Source organism: Pseudomonas sp. GW823-FHT02C02 (assembly GCF_058797635.1).
In genome coordinates, this window is record NZ_JBXAJV010000028.1 from 1 (window position 1) to 22,415 (window position 22,415).

Consider the following 22,415-nt stretch of genomic DNA (forward strand, 5'->3'; position numbering starts at 1 on the left):
TTTCGACTGCGCCGGAAGTGGGGCGAATTATAGACTTCCAGAATCTGCCGTCAACCCCTGATTTGGCTTTTCTATCAATAACTTGCAGAAAGCCGGAAAACAGACCGCTTCCTTCTATATAGGAGAGCAAAACCACCTCCTCTATATAGAAGGAATCTTCAGAGGACCCCCGCCACTTTGAAAGCGGCGACCGTTTCTGCATCCAGACCCAACACCCGCTGCAGAACCTCCAGCGTGTGCTCGCCCAATAACGGAGGCGCATTACGATACTCCACCGGCGTTTCCGACAGGCGAATGGGGCTCGCCACCTGCGGCACCATGCCTGCTAGCACATGGGGTAGCTCGATCGCCAAACCACGCGCCTTGACCTGAGGATCAGCAAACATCTGAGCCAAGTCATTAATAGGTCCGCATGGCACACCCGCCTGCTCCAGCTGTAACACCCACTCAGCGGTGGTCTTGAAGACAGTCGCCTGACGGATCAGCGGGATCAACACCGCGCGATTCGCCACCCGCAGCTTGTTGGTCGCGAAGCGTGGGTCATCCGCCCACTGAGGCTGCCCAGCCACCTCCGCAAACTTGCGGAACTGCCCGTCATTACCCACGGTGAGAATGAAGTCTCCATCCGCCGTAGGAAAATCCTGATAGGGCACGATGTTCGGATGTGCATTACCCAGGCGCTTGGGCGCATTACCCGTAGTCAGATAGTTCATCGCCTGGTTGGCCAGGCACGCAACCTGAACATCCAGCAACGCCATATCGATATGCTGACCACCACCGTCCTGTTCCCTATGGGCCAACGCGGCAAGGATCGCTACCGTCGAATAGAGCCCCGTCAGGATGTCTGTCAGCGCCACACCGACTTTCACCGGCCCTGCGCCCTCATCTCCCTCAGGTCGACCGGTCAGGCTCATCAGCCCGCCCAGACCCTGGATCATGAAGTCATAACCCGCGCGCTTGGCGTAAGGCCCGGTTTGACCAAACCCGGTAATCGAGCAATAAATCAGATTCGGATTGATGGCTTTAAGCGACTCATAGTCCAACCCATAAGCCGCCAGGCCACCGACCTTGAAGTTCTCGATCAGGATGTCCGACTTGGCTGCCAGCTCACGCACCAGCTTTTGCCCTTCTGGACGCGTGAAATCGATGGTCACCGATTGCTTGTTGCGATTGGCCGACAAGTAATAGGCGGCCTCGCTGGTGTTCTCGCCATAGGCGTCTTTCAGGAAGGGCGGTCCCCAGGCACGCGTATCGTCGCCATTGCCCGGACGCTCAACCTTAATCACTTCGGCGCCAAGGTCGGCAAGGATCTGCCCGGCCCAAGGCCCGGCCAGCACCCGCGATAAATCCAGTACCCGTAGATGCGAAAGCGCGCCCATGGACGTTCTCCTATTAATAGAACGCCTGGATGCCGGTTTGCGCGCGACCGAGGATCAGTGCGTGGACGTCGTGCGTACCTTCATAGGTATTCACCACTTCCAGGTTGACCAGGTGGCGAGCAACACCGAATTCATCGGAAATGCCGTTACCGCCCAACATGTCACGCGCCATACGCGCGATGTCCAGGGACTTGCCGCAGGAGTTGCGCTTCATCATCGAGGTGATCTCGACTGCCGCCGTGCCTTCATCCTTCATACGACCCAGACGCAGGCAGCCCTGCAGTGCCAGGGTGATCTCGGTCTGCATGTCGGCAAGCTTCTTCTGGATCAGCTGAGTGGCGGCCAACGGGCGACCGAACTGCTGACGATCCAGGGTGTACTGGCGAGCGGTGTGCCAGCAGAACTCGGCAGCGCCCAAAGCGCCCCAGGAAATGCCGTAGCGCGCGGAGTTGAGGCAAGTAAAAGGGCCTTTCAAACCGCGGACGTCAGGAAAAATGTTCTCTTCAGGAACAAACACGTTGTCCATGACGATCTCGCCGGTGATTGATGCACGCAAACCAACCTTGCCATGGATCGCCGGAGCACTCAGGCCTTTCCAGCCTTTTTCCAGAACAAAGCCACGGATGTCGCCCGCATCATCCTTACCCCAAACCACGAACACATCGGCAATCGGGCTGTTGGTGATCCACATCTTGCTGCCGGTCAGGCTGTAGCCGCCTTCCACTTTGCGTGCACGAGTAATCATCGCGCCCGGGTCGGAACCATGGTTAGGCTCTGTCAGACCGAAGCAGCCAATCCACTCGCCCGAGGCCAGTTTCGGCAGGTACTTCTGCTTTTGGGCTTCAGTGCCGAATTCATTGATCGGCACCATGACCAGCGAGGACTGCACACTCATCATCGAACGGTAGCCGGAGTCGACACGCTCAACCTCACGAGCAATCAGCCCGTAGCTGACGTAGTTCAGACCGCTGCCGCCGTACTGCTCGGGAATGGTCGCACCCAACAGACCCACTTCGCCCATCTCGCGGAAGATCGCCGGATCGGTCTTTTCATGACGGAAAGCTTCAAGCACGCGCGGTGCGAGCTTCTGCTGAGCGAATTGCTCGGCAGTGTCGCGGATCATGCGCTCTTCTTCGGTGAGCTGTTGATCCAGCAGCAGGGGATCGATCCAGTTGAAGCTAGCTTTACCGCCCATGAGTGTGTCCTCTCGAATCGGGTCAAATAACGTGGACTGATCCTAGGCCTGGTCCGGCATTACGGCAAACGAGGATTTTGCATACTGTTGTGCTAATTTCTCACTCCGTAACGTCGCGAAATAGCCTTTATGCGATGTATTAGTGAGGTTGGAGTACATGCGCCGGAAAATCCCTAGCACCACCGCCCTGATCAGCTTTGAAGCGGCAGCGCGCCACGAGAGCTTTACCAAAGCGGCGCAGGAGCTTTCGCTCACTCAAGGCGCCATTTGCCGACAGATCGCCAGCCTCGAGGAGTTCCTCAGCGTAGAACTTTTCCGACGCTCGCGGCGCGGAGTGAAGCTGACGGAAGCCGGACTTTCCTACAGCCGCCGCGTAGCAACCCAGCTTGACGCGGTCGAGCGGGACACCTTGTCCGTGATGGGGCAACAGGGCGCCAATGTGATCGAGCTGGCCGTCGTACCGACCTTTGGCACCCAATGGCTGCTGCCACGGCTCAAAGACTTCCAGCACAAACACCCGGAAGTGACGGTCAACCTCACCAACCGCACACGCCCCTTCCTGTTCGCCGATACCGACTTCGATGCCGCGATTTACTTTGGTGATGCGGATTGGTCGGGTACCGAATCCCACAGGCTAATGGGCGAAAATCCGATGCCTGTGTGCAGTCCTACGCTACTGGGCAAAAAAGCCAATCTGACACCCGATGAAATCGCCGAAATGCCCCTGCTGCAACAGACCACGCGCCCTTATGCCTGGCGCCAGTGGTTCAACTCTCAGCACCTGAATGTGCCACGGGACATGACAGGACCGCGCTACGAGCTATTCTCCATGCTTGCCCAAGCGGCGATGCACGACATGGGGATCGCGCTGATTCCGCCATTCCTGATTCAACGCGAACTGACGGAGAAGCGCCTGGTGATAGCCAACACTCAGGCGCTGTCGAGCATTAAGGCCTATTACCTGATGATTCCGGAGCGAAAGGTCGAATCGGCGTCTCTACGGGCATTTCGCGATTGGCTGGTCACCCAAGCACAGAGCTACAGCCTAGAAGGGTAAAGGCTTACCGGTGTTAGCTGACCCCGTAGTCAGCAAAACCAAAGCCCTACAGATATACGTTTTTGTCGCATATTCGCAGACTGTACCGACAAGCAGTACAAACGTCCCACAAGTGCCTACCGACGTGGCTTTGAGCCTCCATTCACCAGCAATGACGCCTCATTCACCGTGCCGATGTGTAAATTCTTGAAATTCGGCCAAAATCCTTACAAGGCACGGCCTGCAAGGGATTGAGGCGGTCGGTTGCGACATTCGGTCACGGGGTGACTTGTAGTTAATTTTCCGTCACCCGTCATAATCCCTTGAAGGGCACAAAGTTCGCCTGCAAAATGCCGCGCCCCGCCCAGATTTGGCGGGATCGTGCTGATCGGCCGCCCCAGCCGCACCATCCGAAGTGCCTGGGTTTACTCAATAAGATCACGCAGGAGATTTGACGTGCACATTGGTGTTCCTCTCGAAACCCAGACGGGTGAAACGCGGGTTGCTGCAACCCCGGAAACCATCAAGAAGCTGATCGGCCAGGGTCATAAGGTCACTGTGCAAAGCGGCGCCGGCATTAACGCCAGCGTTGTCGACAGTGCTTATGAAGCGGCAGGCGCAACAATTGGCAGCGCCAACGACGCGTTTGGTGCCGAGCTGATTCTCAAGGTGGTCGCCCCCAGCGACAGCGAGCTGACGCTGATTAAAAGCGGCACCGTTGTGGTCGGCATGCTCAACCCGTTCAGCAATGAAACCATTGCCAAGCTGGCCGAGTGCGGCATTACCGCGTTCGCGCTGGAAGCGGCTCCGCGCACCTCCCGCGCTCAAAGCCTGGATGTGCTGTCCTCCCAAGCGAACATCGCCGGCTATAAAGCCGTGTTGCTGGCCGCTCACCACTACCCGCGCTTCATGCCGATGCTGATGACGGCTGCGGGCACCGTGAAAGCGGCGCGCGTGCTGATTCTGGGCGCCGGCGTTGCAGGTTTGCAGGCGATCGCCACGGCGAAACGCCTGGGGGCAGTGATCGAAGCGTCCGACGTGCGCCCTGCAGTTAAAGAGCAGATCGAATCCCTCGGCGCCAAGTTCGTCGACGTACCGTATGAAACCGATGAAGAGCGCGAATGCGCTGTCGGTGTCGGCGGTTACGCCCGGCCAATGCCCGCCAGCTGGATGCAGCGTCAGGCCCTGGCCGTGCACGAACGCGCCAAGCAGGCTGACATCGTCATTACCACCGCGCTGATCCCGGGCCGCAAGGCGCCGACGCTGTTGAGCGCGGAAACCGTGGCGCAGATGAAGCCAGGCTCGGTGGTCATCGACCTCGCCGCAGCCCAGGGCGGCAACTGCCCGCTCACCGTGGCCGATCAGGTCGTGGTCGAGAATGGCGTGACCATTTGCGGCCCGACCAATCTGGCGGGCGCGGTCGCGGCAGACGCTTCGGCCCTGTACGCACGCAACCTGCTGGACTTCCTGAAGCTGGTCTTCAACAAAGAAGGCCAGTTCGAGATCAACCTCGAAGACGACATCGTCGCCGCGTGCCTGATGTGCCGCGACGGCCAAGTCATCCGCAAAAACGCCTAAGCAGGGATTCAGACGATGGAAGAGCTTATCTCCCCCGGTATCTACAACCTGATCATCTTCGTGCTGGCGATTTATGTCGGTTATCACGTGGTCTGGAACGTTACACCTGCACTGCACACGCCATTGATGGCGGTGACCAACGCGATCTCGGCGATTGTCATCGTCGGCGCCATGCTGGCCGCCGCGTTGACCGTGACGCCACTGGGCAAAACCATGGGCACCCTCGCCGTGGCGCTGGCCGCGGTAAACGTGTTCGGTGGTTTCCTGGTCACCCGCAGAATGCTTGAGATGTTCAAGAAAAAAGCCCCGAAAGTAAAAGAAGAGGCGCCCAAGTAATGAGCATGAACCTCGTAACGACGCTGTACTTGATTGCGTCCATCTGCTTCATCCAGGCGCTCAAAGGCCTGTCGCACCCGACCACGTCGCGCCGTGGCAACCTGTTCGGCATGCTCGGCATGGGCCTGGCGATTCTCACTACCGTAGGCCTCATCTATAAGCTGGGCGCTGAGCTGGCCACCGCCGGTATCGGTTACGTCATCGTCGGCCTGCTGGTCGGCGGCACTGCCGGGTCGATCATGGCCAAGCGCGTTGAAATGACCAAGATGCCGGAACTGGTCGCTTTCATGCACAGCATGATCGGTATGGCTGCGGTGTTTATTGCGATCGCGGCGGTCGTTGAGCCGCAATCGTTGGGCATCGTCAAACAGCTCGGTGATGCAATTCCGGCGGGCAACCGTCTGGAACTGTTCCTGGGTGCGGCCATCGGTGCAATCACCTTCTCCGGCTCTGTGATCGCTTTCGGCAAGCTGTCGGGCAAGTACAAGTTCCGCCTGTTCCAGGGCGCACCGGTACAGTTCGGCGGCCAGCACAAGCTGAACCTTTTGCTGGGTCTGGCCACTCTGGCGCTGGGCATCACCTTCATGCTGACCGGCAACCTCAGTGCCTTCGCGTTGATGCTGGCCCTGGCCTTCGTCCTGGGTGTGCTGATCATCATCCCGATCGGCGGGGCCGACATGCCGGTGGTGGTGTCGATGCTTAACAGCTACTCCGGCTGGGCAGCCGCGGGGATCGGCTTCTCGCTGAACAACTCGATGCTGATCATCGCCGGTTCGCTGGTGGGTTCGTCCGGTGCGATCCTCTCGTACATCATGTGCAAGGCGATGAACCGCTCCTTCTTTAATGTACTGCTCGGTGGTTTCGGCAATACGGCAGACGCGGCTGGCCCGGCCGGTTCGAAAGAAGCCCGCCCGGTTAAATCCGGTTCGGCTGACGACGCGACCTTCCTGCTGACCAACGCCGACACCGTGATCATCGTTCCGGGTTACGGCCTGGCGGTCGCTCGGGCGCAACATGCGCTTAAAGAGTTGACCGAGAAGCTGACCCATCGCGGTGTGACCGTGAAGTACGCGATCCACCCGGTTGCCGGTCGCATGCCTGGCCACATGAACGTGCTGCTGGCCGAGGCCGAAGTGCCTTACGACCAGGTGTTCGAGATGGAAGACATCAACTCCGAGTTCGGTCAGGCCGACGTAGTGCTGGTGCTCGGCGCCAACGACGTGGTCAACCCGGCCGCGAAGAACGACCCGAAATCGCCGATTGCCGGTATGCCGATTCTCGAGGCGTTCAAGGCCAAGACCATCATCGTCAACAAGCGCTCGATGGCCAGCGGTTATGCCGGCCTGGACAACGAACTGTTCTACCTCGACAAAACCATGATGGTCTTCGGCGACGCCAAGAAAGTCATCGAAGACATGGTCAAAGCTGTCGAGTAAAACCTGCTCCAACGCAATACCCAAAACCTCAGCCTTTAGTAGGCTGGGGTTTTTTTATTCCCCGTGAAACCCGACCAAAGGCTCTAAATCAGGCCTCTGCATTCGACCATGGTAGCGGGACGGATTTTTTTCAAATCACTAGACTGCACACCTTGCTTCCGTTGCCCGAGATAACCATCCATGTACCGTGATCGTATTCGCTTGCCTTCGTTGTTGGAAAAGGTGATGAGCGCCGCTGACGCTGCCGCTCTGATTCAGGACGGCATGACCGTCGGCATGAGTGGTTTCACTCGCGCTGGCGAAGCCAAAGCCGTCCCCCACGCATTGGCCGAGCGCGCCAAAATCACCCCGCTGAAAATCACGTTGATGACCGGCGCCAGTCTGGGCAATGACCTCGATAAACAGCTCACCGAAGCCGGCGTACTGTCGCGACGCATGCCATTCCAGGTTGATAGCACTTTGCGCAAGGCGATTAACGCCGGCGAAGTGATGTTCATTGACCAGCATCTCTCGGAAACCGTGGAGCAATTGCGCAACCAGCAACTCACGCTGCCGGACATCGCCGTGATTGAGGCCGTGGCGATCACCGAGCAGGGCCATATCGTGCCGACCACCTCGGTTGGCAACTCGGCCAGCTTCGCGATTTTCGCCAAACAGGTGATCGTCGAGATCAACCTCGCGCACAACCCGAATCTCGAAGGTCTACACGACATCTATATCCCGACCTATCGCCCGACTCGTACACCGATTCCGCTGGTAAAGGTTGACGATCGCATTGGCAGCACCGCCATCCCCATCCCGCCGGAAAAGATTGTCGCGATCGTGATCACCAACCAGTCCGACTCGCCCTCCACTGTCCTGCCGCCGGACGTCGACACCCAAGCCATTGCCGATCACCTGATCGACTTCTTCAAGCAAGAAGTGGCTGCCGGGCGCATGACCAACAAGCTCGGCCCATTGCAGGCCGGTATCGGCACCATCGCCAACTCGGTAATGTGCGGCCTGATCGACTCGCCATTCGAAGACCTGACCATGTATTCCGAGGTGCTGCAGGACTCGACCTTCGACCTGATCGACGCCGGCAAGCTGAGTTTTGCGTCAGGCAGTTCGATCACCCTGTCGAGCCGGCGCAACGCCGACGTCTTTGGCAACCTCGAGCGCTATAAGGACAAACTGGTCCTACGGCCACAGGAAATCTCGAACCACCCGGAAGTCGTGCGGCGCCTGGGCATCATCGGCATCAACACCGCTCTGGAGTTCGACCTGTACGGCAACGTCAACTCTACCCATGTCTGCGGCACACGCATGATGAATGGCATCGGCGGCTCCGGGGACTTTGCGCGCAACGCGCACCTGGCAATCTTCGTGACCAAATCCATCGCCAAGGGTGGCGCGATCTCCAGCGTGGTGCCGATGGTCAGCCACGTCGACCATACCGAGCATGACGTCGACATCCTGGTGACGGAGATTGGCCTGGCCGACCTACGTGGCCTGGCACCACGGGAGCGAGCACGGGTGATCATCGACAACTGTGTGCACCCGGACTATCGCCAGGCGCTGGATGACTACTTTACGTCGGCCTGCGCATTGGGCGGGCACACCCCGCATATCCTGCGCGATGCCCTGCGCTGGCACATCAACCTGGAAGAAACCGGACGAATGCTGGCGGTCTGATTCAGCAAAAAAACAGCTGACGCAAACACAGTTGCGTCAGCTGGCTTTGGCCACACTAGATTTTGTTTAAAACTGTACTGCTGTACTGGTCTTTTCCTACCGTATTTGCCTACCCATTCAAGCGAAAACATCAAAATCGCACCAATATAGTGCCGACAGGTACAGTTGCCTCAATTTCGACCAGTACACCCCCTATTAACAGTTAACTGGTCCCTCACAATACAGGTGAACTGTATCTACAGAGACTAGCCAAACGAGAGGATCATTGGCATCAGTTAAACCACTACCTAATCCCGCCACAAGCGGAAGGATGTCAACCATGGAACGTACACTCAGTTCCGAACTGTTCTTCGAAGATACCGCTGCAAAAACCCAGGCTTCCATGCCTCTTCGCGTTATTGCCAACCTGATGCTGTGGCAGCGCCGCATCTCCAGCCGCCATCAACTGGCTCGTCTGGATTCGCGTCTGCTGGCTGATGCCGGGATTAGCGAAGCACAACGCTACGAAGAGCTGAGCAAGCCGTTCTGGCGCTAAGTTAGCGTCGCTGGCTCTGACCCACCGGGTCCACCGCCAGCACTCCAAATTGAAAAAACAAAGCCCGTCGTGGGAAACCACGACGGGCTTTGTCGTTTTCGGCCCTGGTCGGCGGCCGTACAAAAGGGTTAGCCGACAATGAGTACAGTTTTAATATTTATCATATTGCACCAGTACAATTTTACGACAGTGTATCTGTAGGCCCAGTGTCGCTGCGCTCAACATGAAGTCCTGACTCTCCGGCAAAAGGACTTCGCGCCATGGATAACTTACTGAATGTTTCTGCCCCCGCCCTTCTAAAGAAGCCTCGACTCCACAGACTTAAACGATTGCTGCAGTCGCTCGCCGCCGCCCTTGAGAGAGCCAGAACCCGGCGTTTGCTGGGCCAGCTCAATGATCAGCAACTCTCGGACCTAGGCATCAGCCACGCGGATCGGATTAATGAATTGGATAAACCGTTCTGGCGCTAGGCCGCTGCTTTAACAGAAGGGACTGTTCGAACCGATAAAAGCAGGCCTAATATCAAGCCAGAACGTGGCGAGCGCTGTTCGACAGGCGTCTGACTCAACAGCTACCTCAACACCTCTCAATCGGTTATCCAAAGGAGTTACACCATGTCCCGTCTTCGTCTGCTCAGCGCTGCAGCCCTGCTTGCCGTGGCTGCCAATTCCCACGCGACCAGCTTTATCGTGACCACGGATGCCGTCGTAGGCGCACTTAAGTCCAGTTCCGATGCAACCTCCGATGTCACTTCCTCCTTTCGCGATGACAAGATCGTGCGCGCTGCCCGTGACGACGCCGCCAGCTTCGTCGCCAGCGAAGGCGCCATTCGTGGCGTGAAACTGGAAAGCGCACTTGACCACATCCGCCACCAGGCTCCTCAGCTAAACGCCACTGATGCACAGCTGGCACAGGCCATCCTGACGATCTAAGCAACGCTGTCACATGGGACACGCCTGTCGTGTCCCAATGTTTCGGCACTGGCTCTAGCCCGGGGATTGCGCTAGCCTTTGGACTCGCTTTCGACAAACGAGTCTCATGCGTCTTCTTTCAAAGCAGCTTTTCATTTCAGTATTTCTCGCGGCCTGCTGGTCGGCCCCGACCTATGCCTTCGACGCGTTCAACTTGTCGACCCAAGGCATCGTCGTCACGGGTTACGCCACCAGCATGGTGACCGCCGCCCCCTTCGACCGTAAGCTGCTGATCGCCGCACACGATGACGCTGCGGCGTTCATTGCCAGTGACGGCCAACTACGCGGAGCGCAACTGGAATCCGCGTTGATTTACTTGCGCCGCAGCCAGCCAAAACTTCATGCAAGCGACCTTGAACTGGCGCAGGCAATTCTCGTCCAATAGTTATCCTTTGTCCTTGCGGAGTCGTTCCATGCGTAGCCCTCTGATTGCTGTTGCCCTTGGCCTGCTTTTATTGGCCGATGTGACCCAGGCGCACACCTTGGTTGCCACCAGCAACATCCTCATCAATGCCACCCAACGCACACTTGATTTCACTTCCGATACCACGACGTCCATTCGCGACTCGAAAATTATTCGCGAAGCCCACGATGATGCCGCGAGTTTCGTCGCCAGCGATGGGGATATTCGTGGTGCGCATCTGGAGGCCGCCTTCAGTACATTGCGCACCCGTGTGCCGGAAGCCCGGGACGCCAGTGATCAGGTGCTCGCCGAAGCCATCCTCGCACTGTGAGGTCGCCAAACGCCTGGCTGCTGGCCGGGCTGATGTTGCTGCTGTGCAACACGGCCCAGGCTGGCTTGCAATTACGACTCAAGACCGAGGGTCTGAGCGCCGAACAACAGCAAGCCAGTCAGGCGTTGCTCGATGAAGCCATGCAGGCCTTGCCGCCACGTTTTATCGAAAAACTGGACCGGCGCATTGATGTTGGCTGGACCGACGACATGCCGAGCAATGCCTATGGCCAGGCTTCGCTGGTGTCCGAACTCGACCTGAACCGCAACCTACTCGCCAGCCTCACGGACGGCAGCGCTGCCACCAAGAAAACCTATCGCCCCCACGGCACCGTCCGCCGCGAAATGCTCGCAACGGTGTTGCATGAACTCACCCATATTTACGACCGTTCGCGCCTGTGGCCGGACGCGGGACGTACGCTGATCCAGCGCTGTACCCGGCGCAACAACAGTTCCGGCCTGATCGGCATCCCGGATGAATGCCGTGGTCAATCCGACCGCCGCTTTACCCTGAGCGATGATCCGCGCTTGCTCGACCTGGCCGGTTGGCCGCAATACGTCGGTCGCCGTGGCGAGCGCGAGCAGCACAACCGGCAGATCGCCCGCAGCCCGGACATCTACGAAACGAGCAGTCCCAAAGAGTTTGTCGCGGTCAACATGGAGTATTTCCTCCTCGACCCGAGCTATGCCTGCCGTCGCCCCGCGCTGTATCGCTACTACAAAGAACATTTCGGCTGGGCTCCCGCCGCCAAGGACCCGTGCAGCAAATCCTTTGCCTTCCTCAATGCCGGCAACGACTTTGCTAAACAACCGCTGGGCCAAGTCGATCCGGAACGGGTGTACGCCGTCGACTATCTGCTGGCCGAAGCCAACCAGAACTGGGTCAGTCGCTGGGGGCACAGCATGTTGCGCCTGGTGATCTGCGCGCCGGGTCGGCCTCGCGGGCCAGATTGCCGACTGGATCTCGACCAGCACCTGGTCTTGTCCTACCGCGCCTTCGTCGGCGACGTGCAGCTCTCGAGCTGGGATGGGCTGGTGGGTAAATACCCCTCGCGCCTGTTTGTACTGCCGTTGGCCCAAGTGATCGACGAATACACCAAGACTGAACTGCGCAGCCTGGCCTCGGTACCGCTGAACCTGACGCGCAACGAAATTGAAGACGTGGTGGAACACGCCGCCGAGATGCATTGGAGTTACGACGGCAATTATTATTTCCTCTCCAACAACTGCGCGGTGGAAGGCTTGAAGTTGCTGCGCAGCGGCAGCAACAACGCGAAACTGGTCGGGCTCGACAGCATCATGCCCAACGGCTTGCTGGAAGTGATGAAGGGCCGCGGACTGGCGAATACCAGCGTGCTGGATGACCCACGCGAAGCGTTGCGCCTGGGTTACCGCTTCGACTCCTTCCGTGATCGTTACCAAGCGATGTTCGAAGTGCTGAAAAAGCACTTGCCGATCAAGCAGGAAAAAGTCGAAGACTGGCTGGCATTAAAAGCTGACGAGCGCCGGCAATGGTTTGAGCAGGCTGACTTGCGCACCAGCGCGGCGTTGCTGTTGCTGGAGCAGGCAAGCTTCCGTCAACAACTGGTGCTGGCCCAGGATGAAGTTAAACAGCGTTATCTGGGCGCACGGGAATTGAAGAACGGCGGTATGGACAAGGCAAACGCGACCTTGCAGCAAATTCTCGCTAATAGCGGCTTCCTCAGTCGTCCCGCAGAGCTGCTCGGCACCGGCGGTTACGGATTGCCTCAACCGAATGAATGGCAGCGCCTGGAATCGGAAAGCAACCTGCGGCAGAAGCAGCTTCAGCTGCTGACCGGCGATCTGGACAAGGAAGTCAGAGCGCTGCTCGAACCAGGCCGGGCAGCGGAGATGGCCGCCAATGAAGCCAACCTGAAACTGGTTGGCGAACATTTGCGCAAATTGCATAAAGCAGCAGGCGGGCTGGAGTTGCCATAAGCAAGAAGGCGTCGTGGATGATCCATGACGCCTTCTTTGCCTGCACGTTAAATCAAAGCACCCCTTCCAGAATTTCATAGACGATCCCGGTGCCCACGGCGATCAGCACAATGTCGCCCCCTGCACGGCGCCATTCGTAGCCCGGGTAATGCGGCAGCCGCCCCAAGGCACGATTATCCAGACGCTCACCGTAATAGCCGTGAGGCAATGGTCGACCACGCACCAGATGAACACCTGGAGGAGGGGGTGCCCCGCGTACAAAATAGCCGTGGTTATCGTGAATAGTCTGGCGCACCGGGCCGAAGTCCCGTGGCGGAGGGCCGCCGCGATGATTGTCCTGCGGGCCACGGTGGTCATCGCCATGGTTGTCACCACGGTTATCGTAATGGCCCTGCGGCGGGCCGCCGCGGTCGTGATCGTCGCGCTGATCGGCGCTCGCATGCAGCAGCGGCGTGGCACTGAGCATCAGCACGCCCAGGCTGGCAATCAGACGTTTCGGCATTTTCATCAGGTCTTTCCTCACTGCACACACAGCAAAAAGGGCTTCAGAACGTAGTCCTGAAGCCCTCGGTCTTGCTGTTTAGTCTGTGCCGCGAGGCTCTAATTCCTCTGTATCAGGAACTTTACCTTCAGCTGACGCGGGCCTTACGCACGCCTTCAGCCAACGCCGAGCAAAGGCTCAGCACGCCATCAACCGCCTGCGCCGGCGTTGAGGCATTGGCGATGTGGTCGATCAATGCCGAACCCACCACCACACCATCGGCCAGACGCGCGATGGACGCCGCTTGCTCCGGTGTACGAATGCCGAAACCGATACTGATCGGCAGGTCGGTGTGGCGACGCAGACGAGCAACCGCTTCTTCAACGTGTTCCAGCGTCGCCGCGCCCGCCCCGGTCACACCGGCAACCGACACGTAGTAGACGAAGCCAGAGCTGCCGTTCAGAACGGTCGGCAGGCGCACATCGTCGGTTGTCGGCGTGGTCAGGCGGATGAAATCCAGTCCCGCGGCCTGCGCCGGCTCGCACAGCTCACCGTTATGCTCCGGCGGCAGGTCGACCACGATCAAACCATCAACACCGGCCTCCTTGGCGTCGGCGATGAAGCGCGGCACGCCGTACATGTGGATCGGGTTGAAATACCCCATCAGCACCAGCGGCGTCTCGGTATTGCCTTCACGGAACTCGCGAACCATTTGCAGGGTTTTCGCCAGGTTCTGCTTGGCGCCAAGGGCACGGATGTTGGCCAACTGGATGGCCGGGCCATCGGCCATTGGATCGGTGAAGGGCATGCCCAACTCGATCACATCGGCACCCGCACCGGGCAAGCCTTTGAGGATCGCCAGGGAAGTGTCATAGCTCGGGTCGCCAGCGGTGACGAAGGTCACCAGGGCGGCGCGATTCTGTTCCTTGAGTTCGGCAAAGCGCGTTTGCAGGCGGCTCATCAGTGTTTCTCCTGCTTCGATTGTTCCATGTGGTGCATCACGGTTTGCATGTCTTTGTCGCCACGACCGGACAGGTTGACCACCATCAGGTGATCTTTGGGCAGGGTCGGTGCGCGCTTGAACACTTCGGCCAAGGCGTGGGCGCTTTCCAGTGCCGGAATAATCCCTTCCAGGCGGCAGCATTTGTGGAACGCATCGAGGGCTTCGTCGTCGGTCACCGAGGTGTACTGAACGCGGCCGATGTCATGCAACCAAGCGTGTTCCGGGCCGATGCCTGGATAGTCGAGGCCGGCCGAGATCGAGTGGGCGTCGATGATCTGGCCATCGTCGTCCTGCAACAGGAAAGTACGGTTGCCGTGCAGCACACCCGGAACACCGCCGTTCAGGCTGGCGGCATGTTTACCGGTTTCAATGCCGTAACCGGCGGCTTCCACGCCAATGATTTCGACGCTTTTGTCATCGAGGAACGGGTGAAACAGGCCCATGGCGTTGGAACCGCCACCGATGCACGCCACCAGGCTGTCCGGCAGACGACCTTCCTGGGCTTGCAGTTGAGTACGGGTTTCTTTGCCGATAACAGACTGGAAGTCGCGAACCATCGCTGGATAAGGGTGCGGGCCGGCCACGGTGCCGATGAGGTAGAAGGTGCTGTCGACATTGGTCACCCAGTCACGCAACGCTTCGTTCATCGCGTCTTTCAGGGTGCCAGTCCCGGCGACCACCGGGATCACTTCGGCACCCAGCAGTTTCATGCGGAACACGTTGGCCTGCTGACGCTCGATGTCGGTGGTGCCCATGTAGATCACGCAATCCAGGCCGAAACGTGCAGCCACGGTCGCCGTCGCCACGCCGTGCATGCCGGCGCCGGTCTCGGCAATGATGCGTTTCTTGCCCATGCGCCGAGCCAGCAGGATCTGGCCGATGCAGTTGTTGATCTTGTGCGCGCCGGTGTGGTTCAGCTCTTCGCGTTTCAGATAAATCTTTGCGCCGCCGCAGAATTCGGTCAGGCGTTCGGCGTAGTACAGCGGGCTTGGACGTCCGACGTAGTCCCGTTGGAAGTAGGCCAATTCTTCTTTGAATGCTGGATCTTCCTTGGCCAATTCGTATTCACGGGCCAGGTCGAGCACCAACGGCATCAAGGTTTCAGCGACGTAACGGCCGCCGAACGAGCCAAACAGGCCGTTAGCGTCGGGGCCGTTGCGCAGATTAGTCTGGGTCATGGGTCGCTCCAGTGGGATTCGTGAGATGACAATGACGGTCACTCTACCCCTGACGTCCCAGCCTGAAAACCGATAAGATCGCCACAACCTGTCAGGAAAACTCACAGATCCCATGAGCCACGACCTTCCCCCGCTCAACGCCCTTCGCGCCTTTGAAGCCACGGCACGGCTGAACAGCGTCAGTCAGGCTGCCGAACAGCTGCACGTCACTCATGGCGCGGTCAGCCGACAACTCAAGGTGCTCGAAGAACACCTCGGTGTGAGCCTGTTCATCAAGGATGGACGCGGCCTGAAACTCACAGATGCCGGCGTGCGTTTGCGCGATGCCAGCGGTGAGGCCTTTGAACGTCTACGCACCGTTTGCGCAGAGCTGACCCAAAGCACCGCTGACGCTCCATTTGTTTTGGGTTGCTCGGGCAGTTTGTTGGCGCGCTGGTTTATTCCACGCCTGGGACGACTGAATGCGGACTTGCCCGACCTGCGCCTGCACCTGTCGGCCGGGGAAGGCGATCTCGATCCGCGACGGCCGGGGCTCGATGCCCTGCTGGTGTTTGCCGAGCCGCCATGGCCGGCGGACATGCAAGTCTATGAGTTGGCCAGCGAACGAATCGGCCCGGTGATGAGCCCGCGTTTCGCGGGTTATGAAAGGCTGCAAGCTGCGCAGGCCACAGCGTTATTGAACGAACCCTTGCTGCACACCACCTCGCGCCCACAGGCTTGGCCGAGCTGGGCACAGCAAAGTGGCCTCGACGCCAAGGCGTTGAAGTACGGTCAAAGTTTCGAGCATTTGTATTATTTGCTGGAAGCAGCCGTAGCGGGGCTGGGGGTGGCGATTGCGCCTGAGCCGCTGGTGGCTGAGGACTTGAAGGCCGGTCGCCTGGTTGCGCCCTGGGGATTCAGTGAAACCCCGGCGCAACTGACCTTGTGGCTACCCAAGCGCGCCGCGGACGGGCGCGCTCGACAGTTGGCGCAGTGGCTCAAGGCCGAGCTGCACCAAACCGATCAGTCGCCGCGCTTGAACAGCAGATAAGCCGCAAGCAGACCCAGTGCGCCGACAGCGACGCCCGCAGTAGTCCAAGGGTGTTCCTGGGCGTAGTCCCGAGTGGCAATCCCGGTTTCGCGGGTTTTGACTTTGACTTCTTCATACGCATCGCTGAGCAGATGGCGCGAATGTTTCAGCGCGTTCTCGGCGTTGCCTTTCAGCGCTTTGAGGGTTTTACGCGACTCGTCCGAGGCGTCGTCTTTCAGATTTTCCAAAGATTTCAGCAGACTCTCGATCTCGGCTTCCATGCTTTGCAATGAGGCTTTACGTAAAGAGGTGTTGGCCATGGTGGCTCTCCTTCATTGATGATGAGTAGCGTGTGTTGGTTGGGACTTCAACGGTTCGAGAAAGTGCAGTAAATCTGAACTTCTGCATGGCATTAGCCGACAGAAGTAATACGAAAAATCACTGCTAGGCTGTATTTCACACCCAAGGAGAACGCCATGACTGACCATCACACCTACAAGAAAGTCGAATTGGTTGGCTCGTCCACCAGCAGCATTGAGGACGCCATCAATAACGCGCTGGCCGAAGCCAATAAGAGCATCAAGCACCTGGAATGGTTTGAAGTGACCGAAACCCGCGGGCACATCAAGGATGGCAAGGCCGCTCACTTTCAGGTGACGCTCAAAGTCGGGTTCCGGATTGCCAGCAGCTGAGTTTGAGCTAGTCTCCTGAACTTGCGCGCTGGCCGAATGCCATAGGGAAATGGCAAAGCGCTACATGAGTGCCTCCGGCTGATGGCTGGATGCTCCCTTTGATCCGACCAGGGAATGCGACAGATGAAGTATTTTATTTTAGCGGTAGGTTTGTTGAGCCTTGCAGGAACAGCCTTTGCTGACGGCAAATCGTGCGAAGAGCTGAAAGCCGAAATCGCAGCAAAACTGGATGTCAAGGGCGTTGCCGGCTATTCACTGGAAATCGTCGATAAAGGCGCTGAGGCCGGCGGAACAGTCGTCGGTACCTGTGAAAAGGGCACCAAGGCAATCGTCTACAAGAAAGACTGATGTCCCTACAAATCAAAAAGCCGACGCAATGCGTCGGCTTTTTTGTGTGGCGGCGTCGGCGCCTCAGCCCTTCATGACCTGCGCCAGCAGCTCATAGGAATGCACCCGATCCGCATGTTCGTAAAGGTCGCAGGTGAAAATCAGCTCGTCCGCCTGAGTCTGCTCGATCAGCACTTCAAGCTTGGCGCGGATCTTCTGCGGGCTGCCCACCATCGCCAGCCCGAGGAAATCGCCGACGGCTTCTTTCTCATGGGGCAGCCACAGGCCATCCATGGTTTTCACCGGCGGACGCTGCACCAGGCTTTGGCCACGCATCAACGCCAGGATGCGCTGATAGACCGATGTCGCCAGGTAATCCGCCTGCTCGTCAGTGTCAGCGGCGACCAGCGGCACACCGAGCATCACATACGGCTTATCCAGCACAGCAGAAGGCTTGAAGTGATTACGGTAGACGCGAATCGCCTCGTGCATGAAGCGCGGTGCGAAATGCGAGGCGAAGGCGTAGGGCAAACCGCGCTCACCGGCCAATTGTGCACTGAACAGGCTGGAGCCCAGCAACCAGACAGGGACATTGGTGCCGGTGCCCGGCATGGCGATGATTCGCTGGTCAGGCGTGCGTGGGCCGAGATATCGCATCAGCTCCGTAACATCTTCCGGAAACTCGTCGGCGCTGCCGGAACGTTCGCGACGCAGGGCGCGTGCAGTCATTTGATCGGAACCGGGGGCGCGCCCCAAACCCAGATCTATCCGGTCTGGATACAGGCTTTCGAGTGTGCCGAATTGCTCCGCGATCACCAGCGGCGCGTGGTTGGGCAGCATCACGCCGCCGGAGCCGACACGAATGGTCGACGTGCCACCGGCCAGGTAGCCGAGCAATACCGAGGTGGCCGAACTGGCGATGCCGTCCATGTTGTGGTGTTCGGCGACCCAGAAGCGGGTATAGCCTAATTTTTCGACATGCTGCGCCAGGTCCAGGGAATTACGCAGCGACTGGGCCGCGCTGCCGTTCTCGCGCACGGGCACCAGATCAAGGGTCGAAAACTTGATATCGGACAGTCGTTTCATAAGCCTGCTTCTCCAATGGTGGGCGCAGGTTTTTCTTGCGAACGAAAACCTGCCGAATCTATAAGCGTGCTTCATGCAATGAGGGCATATACCCGAGATTCAATAGCCAGGCCAAAAAATCCTACGAAAGCAGTAGGACTTTATGAGATGAGGTGAACTTTGCACAACCGTCTACCCTCAGAACCCTAGCAACCGAAAACCACGAAGGTGCGACGCTCGCACCGGATCTTGAGGAGGCAGACATGGCTATTACGAAGAAAGCATCGGCTCATTGGGAAGGTGATCTGAAAACCGGCATCGGCTCGATCTCTACTGAAACCGGTGTACTCAGAGAAGCGCCCTACGGCTTCAAGGCTCGTTTCGAAGGCGGCAAAGGCACCAATCCGGAAGAGCTGATCGGCGCGGCGCATGCGGGATGTTTCTCGATGGCGTTTTCGATGATCCTGGGTGATGCCGGGCTCAAGGCTGACAGCATCGATACCAATGCTGAAGTGACCCTGGATCAAGTCGACGGTGGTTTTGCGATCACTGCGGTGAAATTGATCCTCAAGGCGAAAATCCCCGGGGCGACTCAGGCGCAGTTCGAGGAGCTGAGCAACAAGGCCAAAGAAGGCTGCCCGGTGTCCAAAGTGCTGAATGCGAAAATCAGCCTGGATGCGACGTTGGTCAGCTGATGATCAGGCGCTGAATGTACTGACGCCTTCGCGACCCGACCCGCTCGCGAAGGCGAACTTGTAAACAACACAATTCCAACGATAAAGCTGCGCTTTGTGAGCGGTGTCAGAACTCGCTTTGCAAAACTGTGGTCGAATAAATGACAGCCGCTCAAGCGCAAAAACTGCGCGCGGCCTCAAGGGAGCTTCAACCATGAAACGTTTTGCCTTGGCGATTATCGGTTGCACGCTGGCCACTTCGGCCCTGGCGGCACCGAAATCCTGTGAAGAACTCAAGGCCGAGATCGAGGCCAAGATCCAGGCCAATAACGTCTCGTCCTACACCCTGGAAATCGTCACCAATGACGAAGTCCACGATCAGAACATGGTCGTCGGCAGCTGCGAAAACGGCACAAAGAAAATCATCTACCAGAAAAACGACCGCTGATTCACCTCACGGGACGCAATAGGTCTGCCGATCTTCAGCGACGATCTCCCGCTTTGCGTTGAACAATCGGGCGCTTGGGGTGAAGGCGATCGAACGGCCTTCCAGCACATAACGCTGGCCGGCTTCGAAATGATCGTATTTGACGGTCAGGTAGCACAGCCGTTCCGTGGGGGTGTTCATCATGTTCATGCCCCCACCACCGGGCACCTCAAAGTCGAACCTGACGACCAGCTCATGGCTGCCGGGCGTCACCTGGAAAAAACGCCCGTCACGCAATCGCTGTTTGTCCAGTCGCTCTGCCATCAGCAACCTGTCGTTGGGGAATGGCGTCGAGAAGTCGATCCAGGCCATCTGCGGATTTACCGCCGGTAACGGACTCTGGCAGCCGGCAACCACGCCTGCCGCGAGCAACAGCATCAATCTGCGCATGATGAATGTCCCAAAGGATGGTCATTCAGCATAGCGCCGATCAGCTGCTTTGGCAGCCAGCCGGCGTGCCTTGGCCAATCACTTTTCGTTGCTGGTCATAGAGCTTTGCCCATGGCCGGAAGCCGATATTCCCCGCTTGCAGCTGATATCGCTCACCGGCATTGAAGTCGTTGAATTTCACGTTTAACTGGCAGTCACGCCACAGCGGCTCGGCGTCGGGGCCGATGTTGGTGGGCTGGACCGCAAACTGGTAGCGCACCGTCAGCTCATGACGGCCCGGATGCACCTCGAAATACCGCTTGTCGGTAGAGGCCTTGTCATCGACTTCCAGCGCTTGCAGGGCGGTGTCTTCTTGCTGTGAGTCCAGTTCGATCCATGCTTGCGATGGATCATGGTGAGGTAAACCGAAACCAGCACAGCCGGTCAGCATCAACAAGCCTCCCGTCAGCATCAATTTGCGCATAGCGGAGCTCCAGTCAGGCGGGATAGTCTTGCGGGCAGACTCTCCAGGGATGATTTTATTTTGATCAGGCCGCTTCCAAGCCTTGGGTTACTTGATCGCGTTTTGCGGATTTTGTTTCCGGGTATGTTGCTTTTATTCCTCAGCGGTTGCGCCAGCGTCAGCTATTACAGCCAGTTGGCCAGCGGTCAGCTGCAATTGCTGCGGGCCAGGGAGCCGGTGGCCCAGGTGCTTGCCGATCCGTCTCGCGATCCGATGCTGCGTGCGCACCTGACCCAATCGCAAAAGGCCCGGACATTCGCCAGCCAACAGCTGCATCTGCCGGATAACCAGAGCTACCGTCTGTACGCCGACATTGGCCGGCCGTTCGTGGTCTGGAACGTCTTTGCCACCCCGGAATTTTCCCTGACAGCACAAAACCATTGCTTCCCTATCGCCGGTTGCGTCGCCTATCGCGGTTACTACAGCCAGAGTGCTGCCCGCGGCGAAGCGGCCTTGCAACGCCTGAAAGGTATGGACGTGTCCATTGGCGGCGTCGAGGCCTATTCGACGCTCGGCTGGTTCAACGATCCGATTCTCAGCTCAATGATGGGTTGGGGCGACGAGCGGCTGGCAACGCTGATCTTCCACGAGCTCGCGCACCAGCGCTTTTATGTGAAGGACGACACCGAGTTCAACGAGTCCTTCGCCACCTTCGTCGAGCAGGAAGGCACCCGGCAATGGCGGGCATCACGCGGTCTGGCAGCGGACAATGGCGCGCAGGCGCAGCATCGAGACCAATTTATTCAATTGGTTATGGATACCCGCACGCGGCTTGAAAATCTCTACGCCCTGCCACTGCCCGCCGACCAGATGCGCCAACGCAAAGCGGCGGAATTCGAACGTCTGCGCCATGACTATCGACAGCTGCGCGATAGCCAATGGGCCGGGGATAAACGCTATGACGCGTGGATCAACGCGCCAATGAACAACGCCCGGTTGTTACCGTTTGGGTTGTATGACCAATGGGTGCCGGCGTTTGCGGCGCTGTACAGGCAGGAGGGTGGGGACTGGCTGAAGTTTTATGCCGCCGTCGAGCAGCTTGGTGCGTTGCCAGTGGTTGAGCGCAAGGTAGCGCTGAAGGCATTGACGGGGTCATAAAATCTGGTGGCTGGGCGGGCCTCTTCGCGGGCAAGCCTCGCTCCTACGGGATCTATGTTGCTTTTGTAGGAGCGAGGCTTGCCCGCGAAGGCGTTTTCAACCTCACAACCAGATCGCGTCCCATAGCGGATAATCCCCTACCCTCTCGACCAAGCCAGCTCGCAACGGATTGGCGACGATGTAGCGAGCAACTGCCTGTAGATCTTCTTCCTTACGAATGGCGCGATCGTGATAACCATGTTGCCAAACCGGACCTTGGCGTCCTGCCGAGCGATTAAGCGTTACTGCGATGCGTGATTTGGTTCGAGCCATCAAACTGGGTAACTGAATATTCTGTAACTCGATCAGCCAATGGAAATGATCGGGCATGACGACCCAGGCCAGTGACGTCGCAAACCCTTCCTGCTCAGCAGTTTTCAGGGCATCGACTACCAGTCGCCCACTCTTGAAGTCATGGAATAACGGTTGCCGGTTCAAAACGACGGCTGTCAGGAGGTAAATCTGTCCGGGCTCCGAATATCGGCCGGTGCGCAATCGATGAGCATGTTTTAGCTCTGTCATTAATGATCCTCCTTGATCGTGACCTCAGACTTTGAGCCTAGGACGATTAGAAGGGACTTGGGTGGTAACTGTTGCACAGGATGTATCTGGGCGGGCCTCTTCGCGGGCAAGCCTCG

Annotated in this window: 27 protein-coding genes; 17 read left to right on the forward strand and 10 right to left on the reverse strand. The window is 58.3% G+C overall.

Translation table 11 applies throughout. From position 1 onward, the window contains the following. Positions 1 to 158 precede the first annotated feature (158 nt). Both AC1ROI_RS32235 and AC1ROI_RS32240 read right to left on the reverse strand, forming a co-directional pair. Positions 159 to 1,379, reverse strand: a complete 1,221-nt coding sequence (locus tag AC1ROI_RS32235) for a CaiB/BaiF CoA transferase family protein (protein WP_102595204.1) — start codon at positions 1,377 to 1,379, stop codon at positions 159 to 161. Between the two features lie 13 nt (positions 1,380 to 1,392). After that, positions 1,393 to 2,574: an acyl-CoA dehydrogenase gene (locus tag AC1ROI_RS32240; RefSeq protein WP_010465741.1), complete on the reverse strand. Its 1,182-nt coding sequence runs from the start codon at positions 2,572 to 2,574 to the stop codon at positions 1,393 to 1,395. 157 nt (positions 2,575 to 2,731) lie between these two features. On the opposite strand from AC1ROI_RS32240, the gene AC1ROI_RS32245 reads away from it, so the two are divergent. The 11 genes from AC1ROI_RS32245 (at position 2,732) to AC1ROI_RS32295 (ending at position 12,832) form a co-directional block, all read left to right on the forward strand. Next, positions 2,732 to 3,631: a LysR family transcriptional regulator gene (locus tag AC1ROI_RS32245; RefSeq protein ID WP_010465740.1), complete on the forward strand. Its 900-nt coding sequence runs from the start codon at positions 2,732 to 2,734 to the stop codon at positions 3,629 to 3,631. Positions 3,632 to 4,066: 435 nt separating this feature from the next. Beyond that, entirely contained in the window at positions 4,067 to 5,188 is a 1,122-nt protein-coding gene (locus tag AC1ROI_RS32250; protein WP_010465739.1) for a Re/Si-specific NAD(P)(+) transhydrogenase subunit alpha, read from the forward strand. Between the two features lie 15 nt (positions 5,189 to 5,203). Then, on the forward strand, positions 5,204 to 5,524 hold the full coding sequence (locus AC1ROI_RS32255) for an NAD(P) transhydrogenase subunit alpha part 2 (protein WP_003187417.1): 321 nt from the start codon (positions 5,204 to 5,206) through the stop codon (positions 5,522 to 5,524). Further along, positions 5,524 to 6,960: an NAD(P)(+) transhydrogenase (Re/Si-specific) subunit beta gene (locus AC1ROI_RS32260; protein WP_010465736.1), complete on the forward strand. Its 1,437-nt coding sequence runs from the start codon at positions 5,524 to 5,526 to the stop codon at positions 6,958 to 6,960. The genes AC1ROI_RS32255 and AC1ROI_RS32260 overlap by 1 nt, the downstream gene beginning before the upstream one ends. Positions 6,961 to 7,140: 180 nt before the next feature. After that, positions 7,141 to 8,634, forward strand: coding sequence for a succinyl-CoA:acetate CoA-transferase ScpC (gene scpC, locus AC1ROI_RS32265; protein WP_010465734.1), 1,494 nt, complete (start codon positions 7,141 to 7,143; stop codon positions 8,632 to 8,634). 319 nt (positions 8,635 to 8,953) lie between these two features. Then, positions 8,954 to 9,169, forward strand: a complete 216-nt coding sequence (locus AC1ROI_RS32270; protein WP_007902752.1) for a DUF1127 domain-containing protein — start codon at positions 8,954 to 8,956, stop codon at positions 9,167 to 9,169. 260 nt (positions 9,170 to 9,429) lie between these two features. Then, a complete protein-coding gene (locus tag AC1ROI_RS32275; RefSeq protein ID WP_010465731.1) occupies positions 9,430 to 9,639 on the forward strand; it encodes a DUF1127 domain-containing protein in 210 nt (69 codons plus the stop codon). A 144-nt stretch (positions 9,640 to 9,783) separates the two neighbouring features. Beyond that, positions 9,784 to 10,101, forward strand: a complete 318-nt coding sequence (locus tag AC1ROI_RS32280; RefSeq protein ID WP_010465729.1) for a DUF2388 domain-containing protein — start codon at positions 9,784 to 9,786, stop codon at positions 10,099 to 10,101. Between the two features lie 106 nt (positions 10,102 to 10,207). Next, the gene (locus AC1ROI_RS32285) at positions 10,208 to 10,525 is read left to right on the forward strand and encodes a DUF2388 domain-containing protein (RefSeq protein ID WP_010465727.1); all 318 of its coding nucleotides are present in this window, start codon (positions 10,208 to 10,210) and stop codon (positions 10,523 to 10,525) included. Between the two features lie 28 nt (positions 10,526 to 10,553). Beyond that, entirely contained in the window at positions 10,554 to 10,874 is a 321-nt protein-coding gene (locus tag AC1ROI_RS32290) for a DUF2388 domain-containing protein (protein ID WP_010465724.1), read from the forward strand. Beyond that, positions 10,871 to 12,832: a DUF7844 domain-containing protein gene (locus AC1ROI_RS32295; protein ID WP_102595203.1), complete on the forward strand. Its 1,962-nt coding sequence runs from the start codon at positions 10,871 to 10,873 to the stop codon at positions 12,830 to 12,832. The genes AC1ROI_RS32290 and AC1ROI_RS32295 overlap by 4 nt, the downstream gene beginning before the upstream one ends. Positions 12,833 to 12,884: 52 nt before the next feature. On the opposite strand, the gene AC1ROI_RS32300 is transcribed toward AC1ROI_RS32295, so the two are convergent. The 3 genes from AC1ROI_RS32300 to trpB form a co-directional block, all read right to left on the reverse strand. Further along, a complete protein-coding gene (locus AC1ROI_RS32300; RefSeq protein WP_083375334.1) occupies positions 12,885 to 13,340 on the reverse strand; it encodes an anti-virulence regulator CigR family protein in 456 nt (151 codons plus the stop codon). A gap of 121 nt (positions 13,341 to 13,461) precedes the next feature. Next, positions 13,462 to 14,274 carry a tryptophan synthase subunit alpha gene (trpA, locus tag AC1ROI_RS32305; RefSeq protein WP_010465718.1) on the reverse strand — a complete coding sequence of 271 codons (813 nt, stop codon included), beginning with the start codon at positions 14,272 to 14,274 and terminating at the stop codon, positions 13,462 to 13,464. Then, complete coding sequence (trpB, locus tag AC1ROI_RS32310) at positions 14,274 to 15,494, reverse strand: tryptophan synthase subunit beta (RefSeq protein WP_010465716.1); 1,221 nt, start codon at positions 15,492 to 15,494, stop codon at positions 14,274 to 14,276. Before trpB ends, trpA begins: the two co-directional genes overlap by 1 nt. Positions 15,495 to 15,606: 112 nt before the next feature. On the opposite strand from trpB, the gene AC1ROI_RS32315 reads away from it, so the two are divergent. Then, positions 15,607 to 16,524, forward strand: a complete 918-nt coding sequence (locus tag AC1ROI_RS32315; protein ID WP_102595202.1) for a LysR family transcriptional regulator — start codon at positions 15,607 to 15,609, stop codon at positions 16,522 to 16,524. Here AC1ROI_RS32315 and AC1ROI_RS32320 read toward each other — a convergent pair. Then, positions 16,497 to 16,823: an ElaB/YgaM/YqjD family protein gene (locus tag AC1ROI_RS32320; RefSeq protein ID WP_010465712.1), complete on the reverse strand. Its 327-nt coding sequence runs from the start codon at positions 16,821 to 16,823 to the stop codon at positions 16,497 to 16,499. The genes AC1ROI_RS32315 and AC1ROI_RS32320 overlap by 28 nt on opposite strands. A gap of 156 nt (positions 16,824 to 16,979) precedes the next feature. On the opposite strand from AC1ROI_RS32320, the gene AC1ROI_RS32325 reads away from it, so the two are divergent. Both AC1ROI_RS32325 and AC1ROI_RS32330 read left to right on the forward strand, forming a co-directional pair. After that, entirely contained in the window at positions 16,980 to 17,195 is a 216-nt protein-coding gene (locus AC1ROI_RS32325) for a dodecin (RefSeq protein WP_010465710.1), read from the forward strand. A gap of 123 nt (positions 17,196 to 17,318) precedes the next feature. Continuing rightward, positions 17,319 to 17,543: a DUF1161 domain-containing protein gene (locus tag AC1ROI_RS32330; protein ID WP_010465708.1), complete on the forward strand. Its 225-nt coding sequence runs from the start codon at positions 17,319 to 17,321 to the stop codon at positions 17,541 to 17,543. A 63-nt stretch (positions 17,544 to 17,606) separates the two neighbouring features. On the opposite strand, the gene AC1ROI_RS32335 is transcribed toward AC1ROI_RS32330, so the two are convergent. Further along, the gene (locus tag AC1ROI_RS32335) at positions 17,607 to 18,608 is read right to left on the reverse strand and encodes an LLM class flavin-dependent oxidoreductase (protein ID WP_102595201.1); all 1,002 of its coding nucleotides are present in this window, start codon (positions 18,606 to 18,608) and stop codon (positions 17,607 to 17,609) included. 242 nt (positions 18,609 to 18,850) lie between these two features. Here AC1ROI_RS32335 and AC1ROI_RS32340 point away from each other — a divergent pair, with 242 nt between their 5' ends. After that, complete coding sequence (locus AC1ROI_RS32340) at positions 18,851 to 19,282, forward strand: OsmC family protein (RefSeq protein ID WP_008152515.1); 432 nt, start codon at positions 18,851 to 18,853, stop codon at positions 19,280 to 19,282. Between the two features lie 193 nt (positions 19,283 to 19,475). Beyond that, positions 19,476 to 19,709, forward strand: coding sequence for a DUF1161 domain-containing protein (locus AC1ROI_RS32345; protein ID WP_010465702.1), 234 nt, complete (start codon positions 19,476 to 19,478; stop codon positions 19,707 to 19,709). Between the two features lie 6 nt (positions 19,710 to 19,715). Here the strand turns inward: AC1ROI_RS32345 and AC1ROI_RS32350 are convergent, their stop codons facing one another. Together AC1ROI_RS32350 and AC1ROI_RS32355 are read right to left on the reverse strand one after the other, a co-directional pair. After that, complete coding sequence (locus AC1ROI_RS32350) at positions 19,716 to 20,138, reverse strand: PA0061/PA0062 family lipoprotein (protein WP_042932455.1); 423 nt, start codon at positions 20,136 to 20,138, stop codon at positions 19,716 to 19,718. Positions 20,139 to 20,178: 40 nt separating this feature from the next. Then, positions 20,179 to 20,601: a PA0061/PA0062 family lipoprotein gene (locus AC1ROI_RS32355; protein ID WP_077748817.1), complete on the reverse strand. Its 423-nt coding sequence runs from the start codon at positions 20,599 to 20,601 to the stop codon at positions 20,179 to 20,181. Between the two features lie 60 nt (positions 20,602 to 20,661). On the opposite strand from AC1ROI_RS32355, the gene AC1ROI_RS32360 reads away from it, so the two are divergent. Further along, on the forward strand, positions 20,662 to 21,738 hold the full coding sequence (locus AC1ROI_RS32360; protein WP_077748818.1) for an aminopeptidase: 1,077 nt from the start codon (positions 20,662 to 20,664) through the stop codon (positions 21,736 to 21,738). A gap of 102 nt (positions 21,739 to 21,840) precedes the next feature. Here the strand turns inward: AC1ROI_RS32360 and AC1ROI_RS32365 are convergent, their stop codons facing one another. Then, positions 21,841 to 22,299: an REP-associated tyrosine transposase gene (locus AC1ROI_RS32365; protein WP_077748819.1), complete on the reverse strand. Its 459-nt coding sequence runs from the start codon at positions 22,297 to 22,299 to the stop codon at positions 21,841 to 21,843. Between the last annotated feature and the right edge of the window lie 116 nt (positions 22,300 to 22,415).

Excerpts from the sequence above, each read along its gene's own strand:
- AC1ROI_RS32235 (WP_102595204.1), bottom strand. The coding sequence starts at position 1,379 with ATGGGCGCGCTTTCGCATCTACGGGTACTGGATTTATCGCGGGTGCTG.
- AC1ROI_RS32240 (WP_010465741.1), bottom strand. The coding sequence starts at position 2,574 with ATGGGCGGTAAAGCTAGCTTCAACTGGATCGATCCCCTGCTGCTGGAT.
- AC1ROI_RS32245 (WP_010465740.1), top strand. The coding sequence starts at position 2,732 with ATGCGCCGGAAAATCCCTAGCACCACCGCCCTGATCAGCTTTGAAGCG.
- AC1ROI_RS32255 (WP_003187417.1), top strand. The coding sequence starts at position 5,204 with ATGGAAGAGCTTATCTCCCCCGGTATCTACAACCTGATCATCTTCGTG.
- AC1ROI_RS32260 (WP_010465736.1), top strand. The coding sequence starts at position 5,524 with ATGAGCATGAACCTCGTAACGACGCTGTACTTGATTGCGTCCATCTGC.
- scpC (WP_010465734.1), top strand. The coding sequence starts at position 7,141 with ATGTACCGTGATCGTATTCGCTTGCCTTCGTTGTTGGAAAAGGTGATG.
- AC1ROI_RS32270 (WP_007902752.1), top strand. The coding sequence starts at position 8,954 with ATGGAACGTACACTCAGTTCCGAACTGTTCTTCGAAGATACCGCTGCA.
- AC1ROI_RS32275 (WP_010465731.1), top strand. The coding sequence starts at position 9,430 with ATGGATAACTTACTGAATGTTTCTGCCCCCGCCCTTCTAAAGAAGCCT.
- AC1ROI_RS32280 (WP_010465729.1), top strand. The coding sequence starts at position 9,784 with ATGTCCCGTCTTCGTCTGCTCAGCGCTGCAGCCCTGCTTGCCGTGGCT.
- AC1ROI_RS32285 (WP_010465727.1), top strand. The coding sequence starts at position 10,208 with ATGCGTCTTCTTTCAAAGCAGCTTTTCATTTCAGTATTTCTCGCGGCC.
- AC1ROI_RS32290 (WP_010465724.1), top strand. The coding sequence starts at position 10,554 with ATGCGTAGCCCTCTGATTGCTGTTGCCCTTGGCCTGCTTTTATTGGCC.
- AC1ROI_RS32300 (WP_083375334.1), bottom strand. The coding sequence starts at position 13,340 with ATGAAAATGCCGAAACGTCTGATTGCCAGCCTGGGCGTGCTGATGCTC.
- trpA (WP_010465718.1), bottom strand. The coding sequence starts at position 14,274 with ATGAGCCGCCTGCAAACGCGCTTTGCCGAACTCAAGGAACAGAATCGC.
- trpB (WP_010465716.1), bottom strand. The coding sequence starts at position 15,494 with ATGACCCAGACTAATCTGCGCAACGGCCCCGACGCTAACGGCCTGTTT.
- AC1ROI_RS32315 (WP_102595202.1), top strand. The coding sequence starts at position 15,607 with ATGAGCCACGACCTTCCCCCGCTCAACGCCCTTCGCGCCTTTGAAGCC.
- AC1ROI_RS32320 (WP_010465712.1), bottom strand. The coding sequence starts at position 16,823 with ATGGCCAACACCTCTTTACGTAAAGCCTCATTGCAAAGCATGGAAGCC.
- AC1ROI_RS32325 (WP_010465710.1), top strand. The coding sequence starts at position 16,980 with ATGACTGACCATCACACCTACAAGAAAGTCGAATTGGTTGGCTCGTCC.
- AC1ROI_RS32330 (WP_010465708.1), top strand. The coding sequence starts at position 17,319 with ATGAAGTATTTTATTTTAGCGGTAGGTTTGTTGAGCCTTGCAGGAACA.
- AC1ROI_RS32335 (WP_102595201.1), bottom strand. The coding sequence starts at position 18,608 with ATGAAACGACTGTCCGATATCAAGTTTTCGACCCTTGATCTGGTGCCC.
- AC1ROI_RS32340 (WP_008152515.1), top strand. The coding sequence starts at position 18,851 with ATGGCTATTACGAAGAAAGCATCGGCTCATTGGGAAGGTGATCTGAAA.
- AC1ROI_RS32345 (WP_010465702.1), top strand. The coding sequence starts at position 19,476 with ATGAAACGTTTTGCCTTGGCGATTATCGGTTGCACGCTGGCCACTTCG.
- AC1ROI_RS32350 (WP_042932455.1), bottom strand. The coding sequence starts at position 20,138 with ATGCGCAGATTGATGCTGTTGCTCGCGGCAGGCGTGGTTGCCGGCTGC.
- AC1ROI_RS32355 (WP_077748817.1), bottom strand. The coding sequence starts at position 20,601 with ATGCGCAAATTGATGCTGACGGGAGGCTTGTTGATGCTGACCGGCTGT.
- AC1ROI_RS32365 (WP_077748819.1), bottom strand. The coding sequence starts at position 22,299 with ATGACAGAGCTAAAACATGCTCATCGATTGCGCACCGGCCGATATTCG.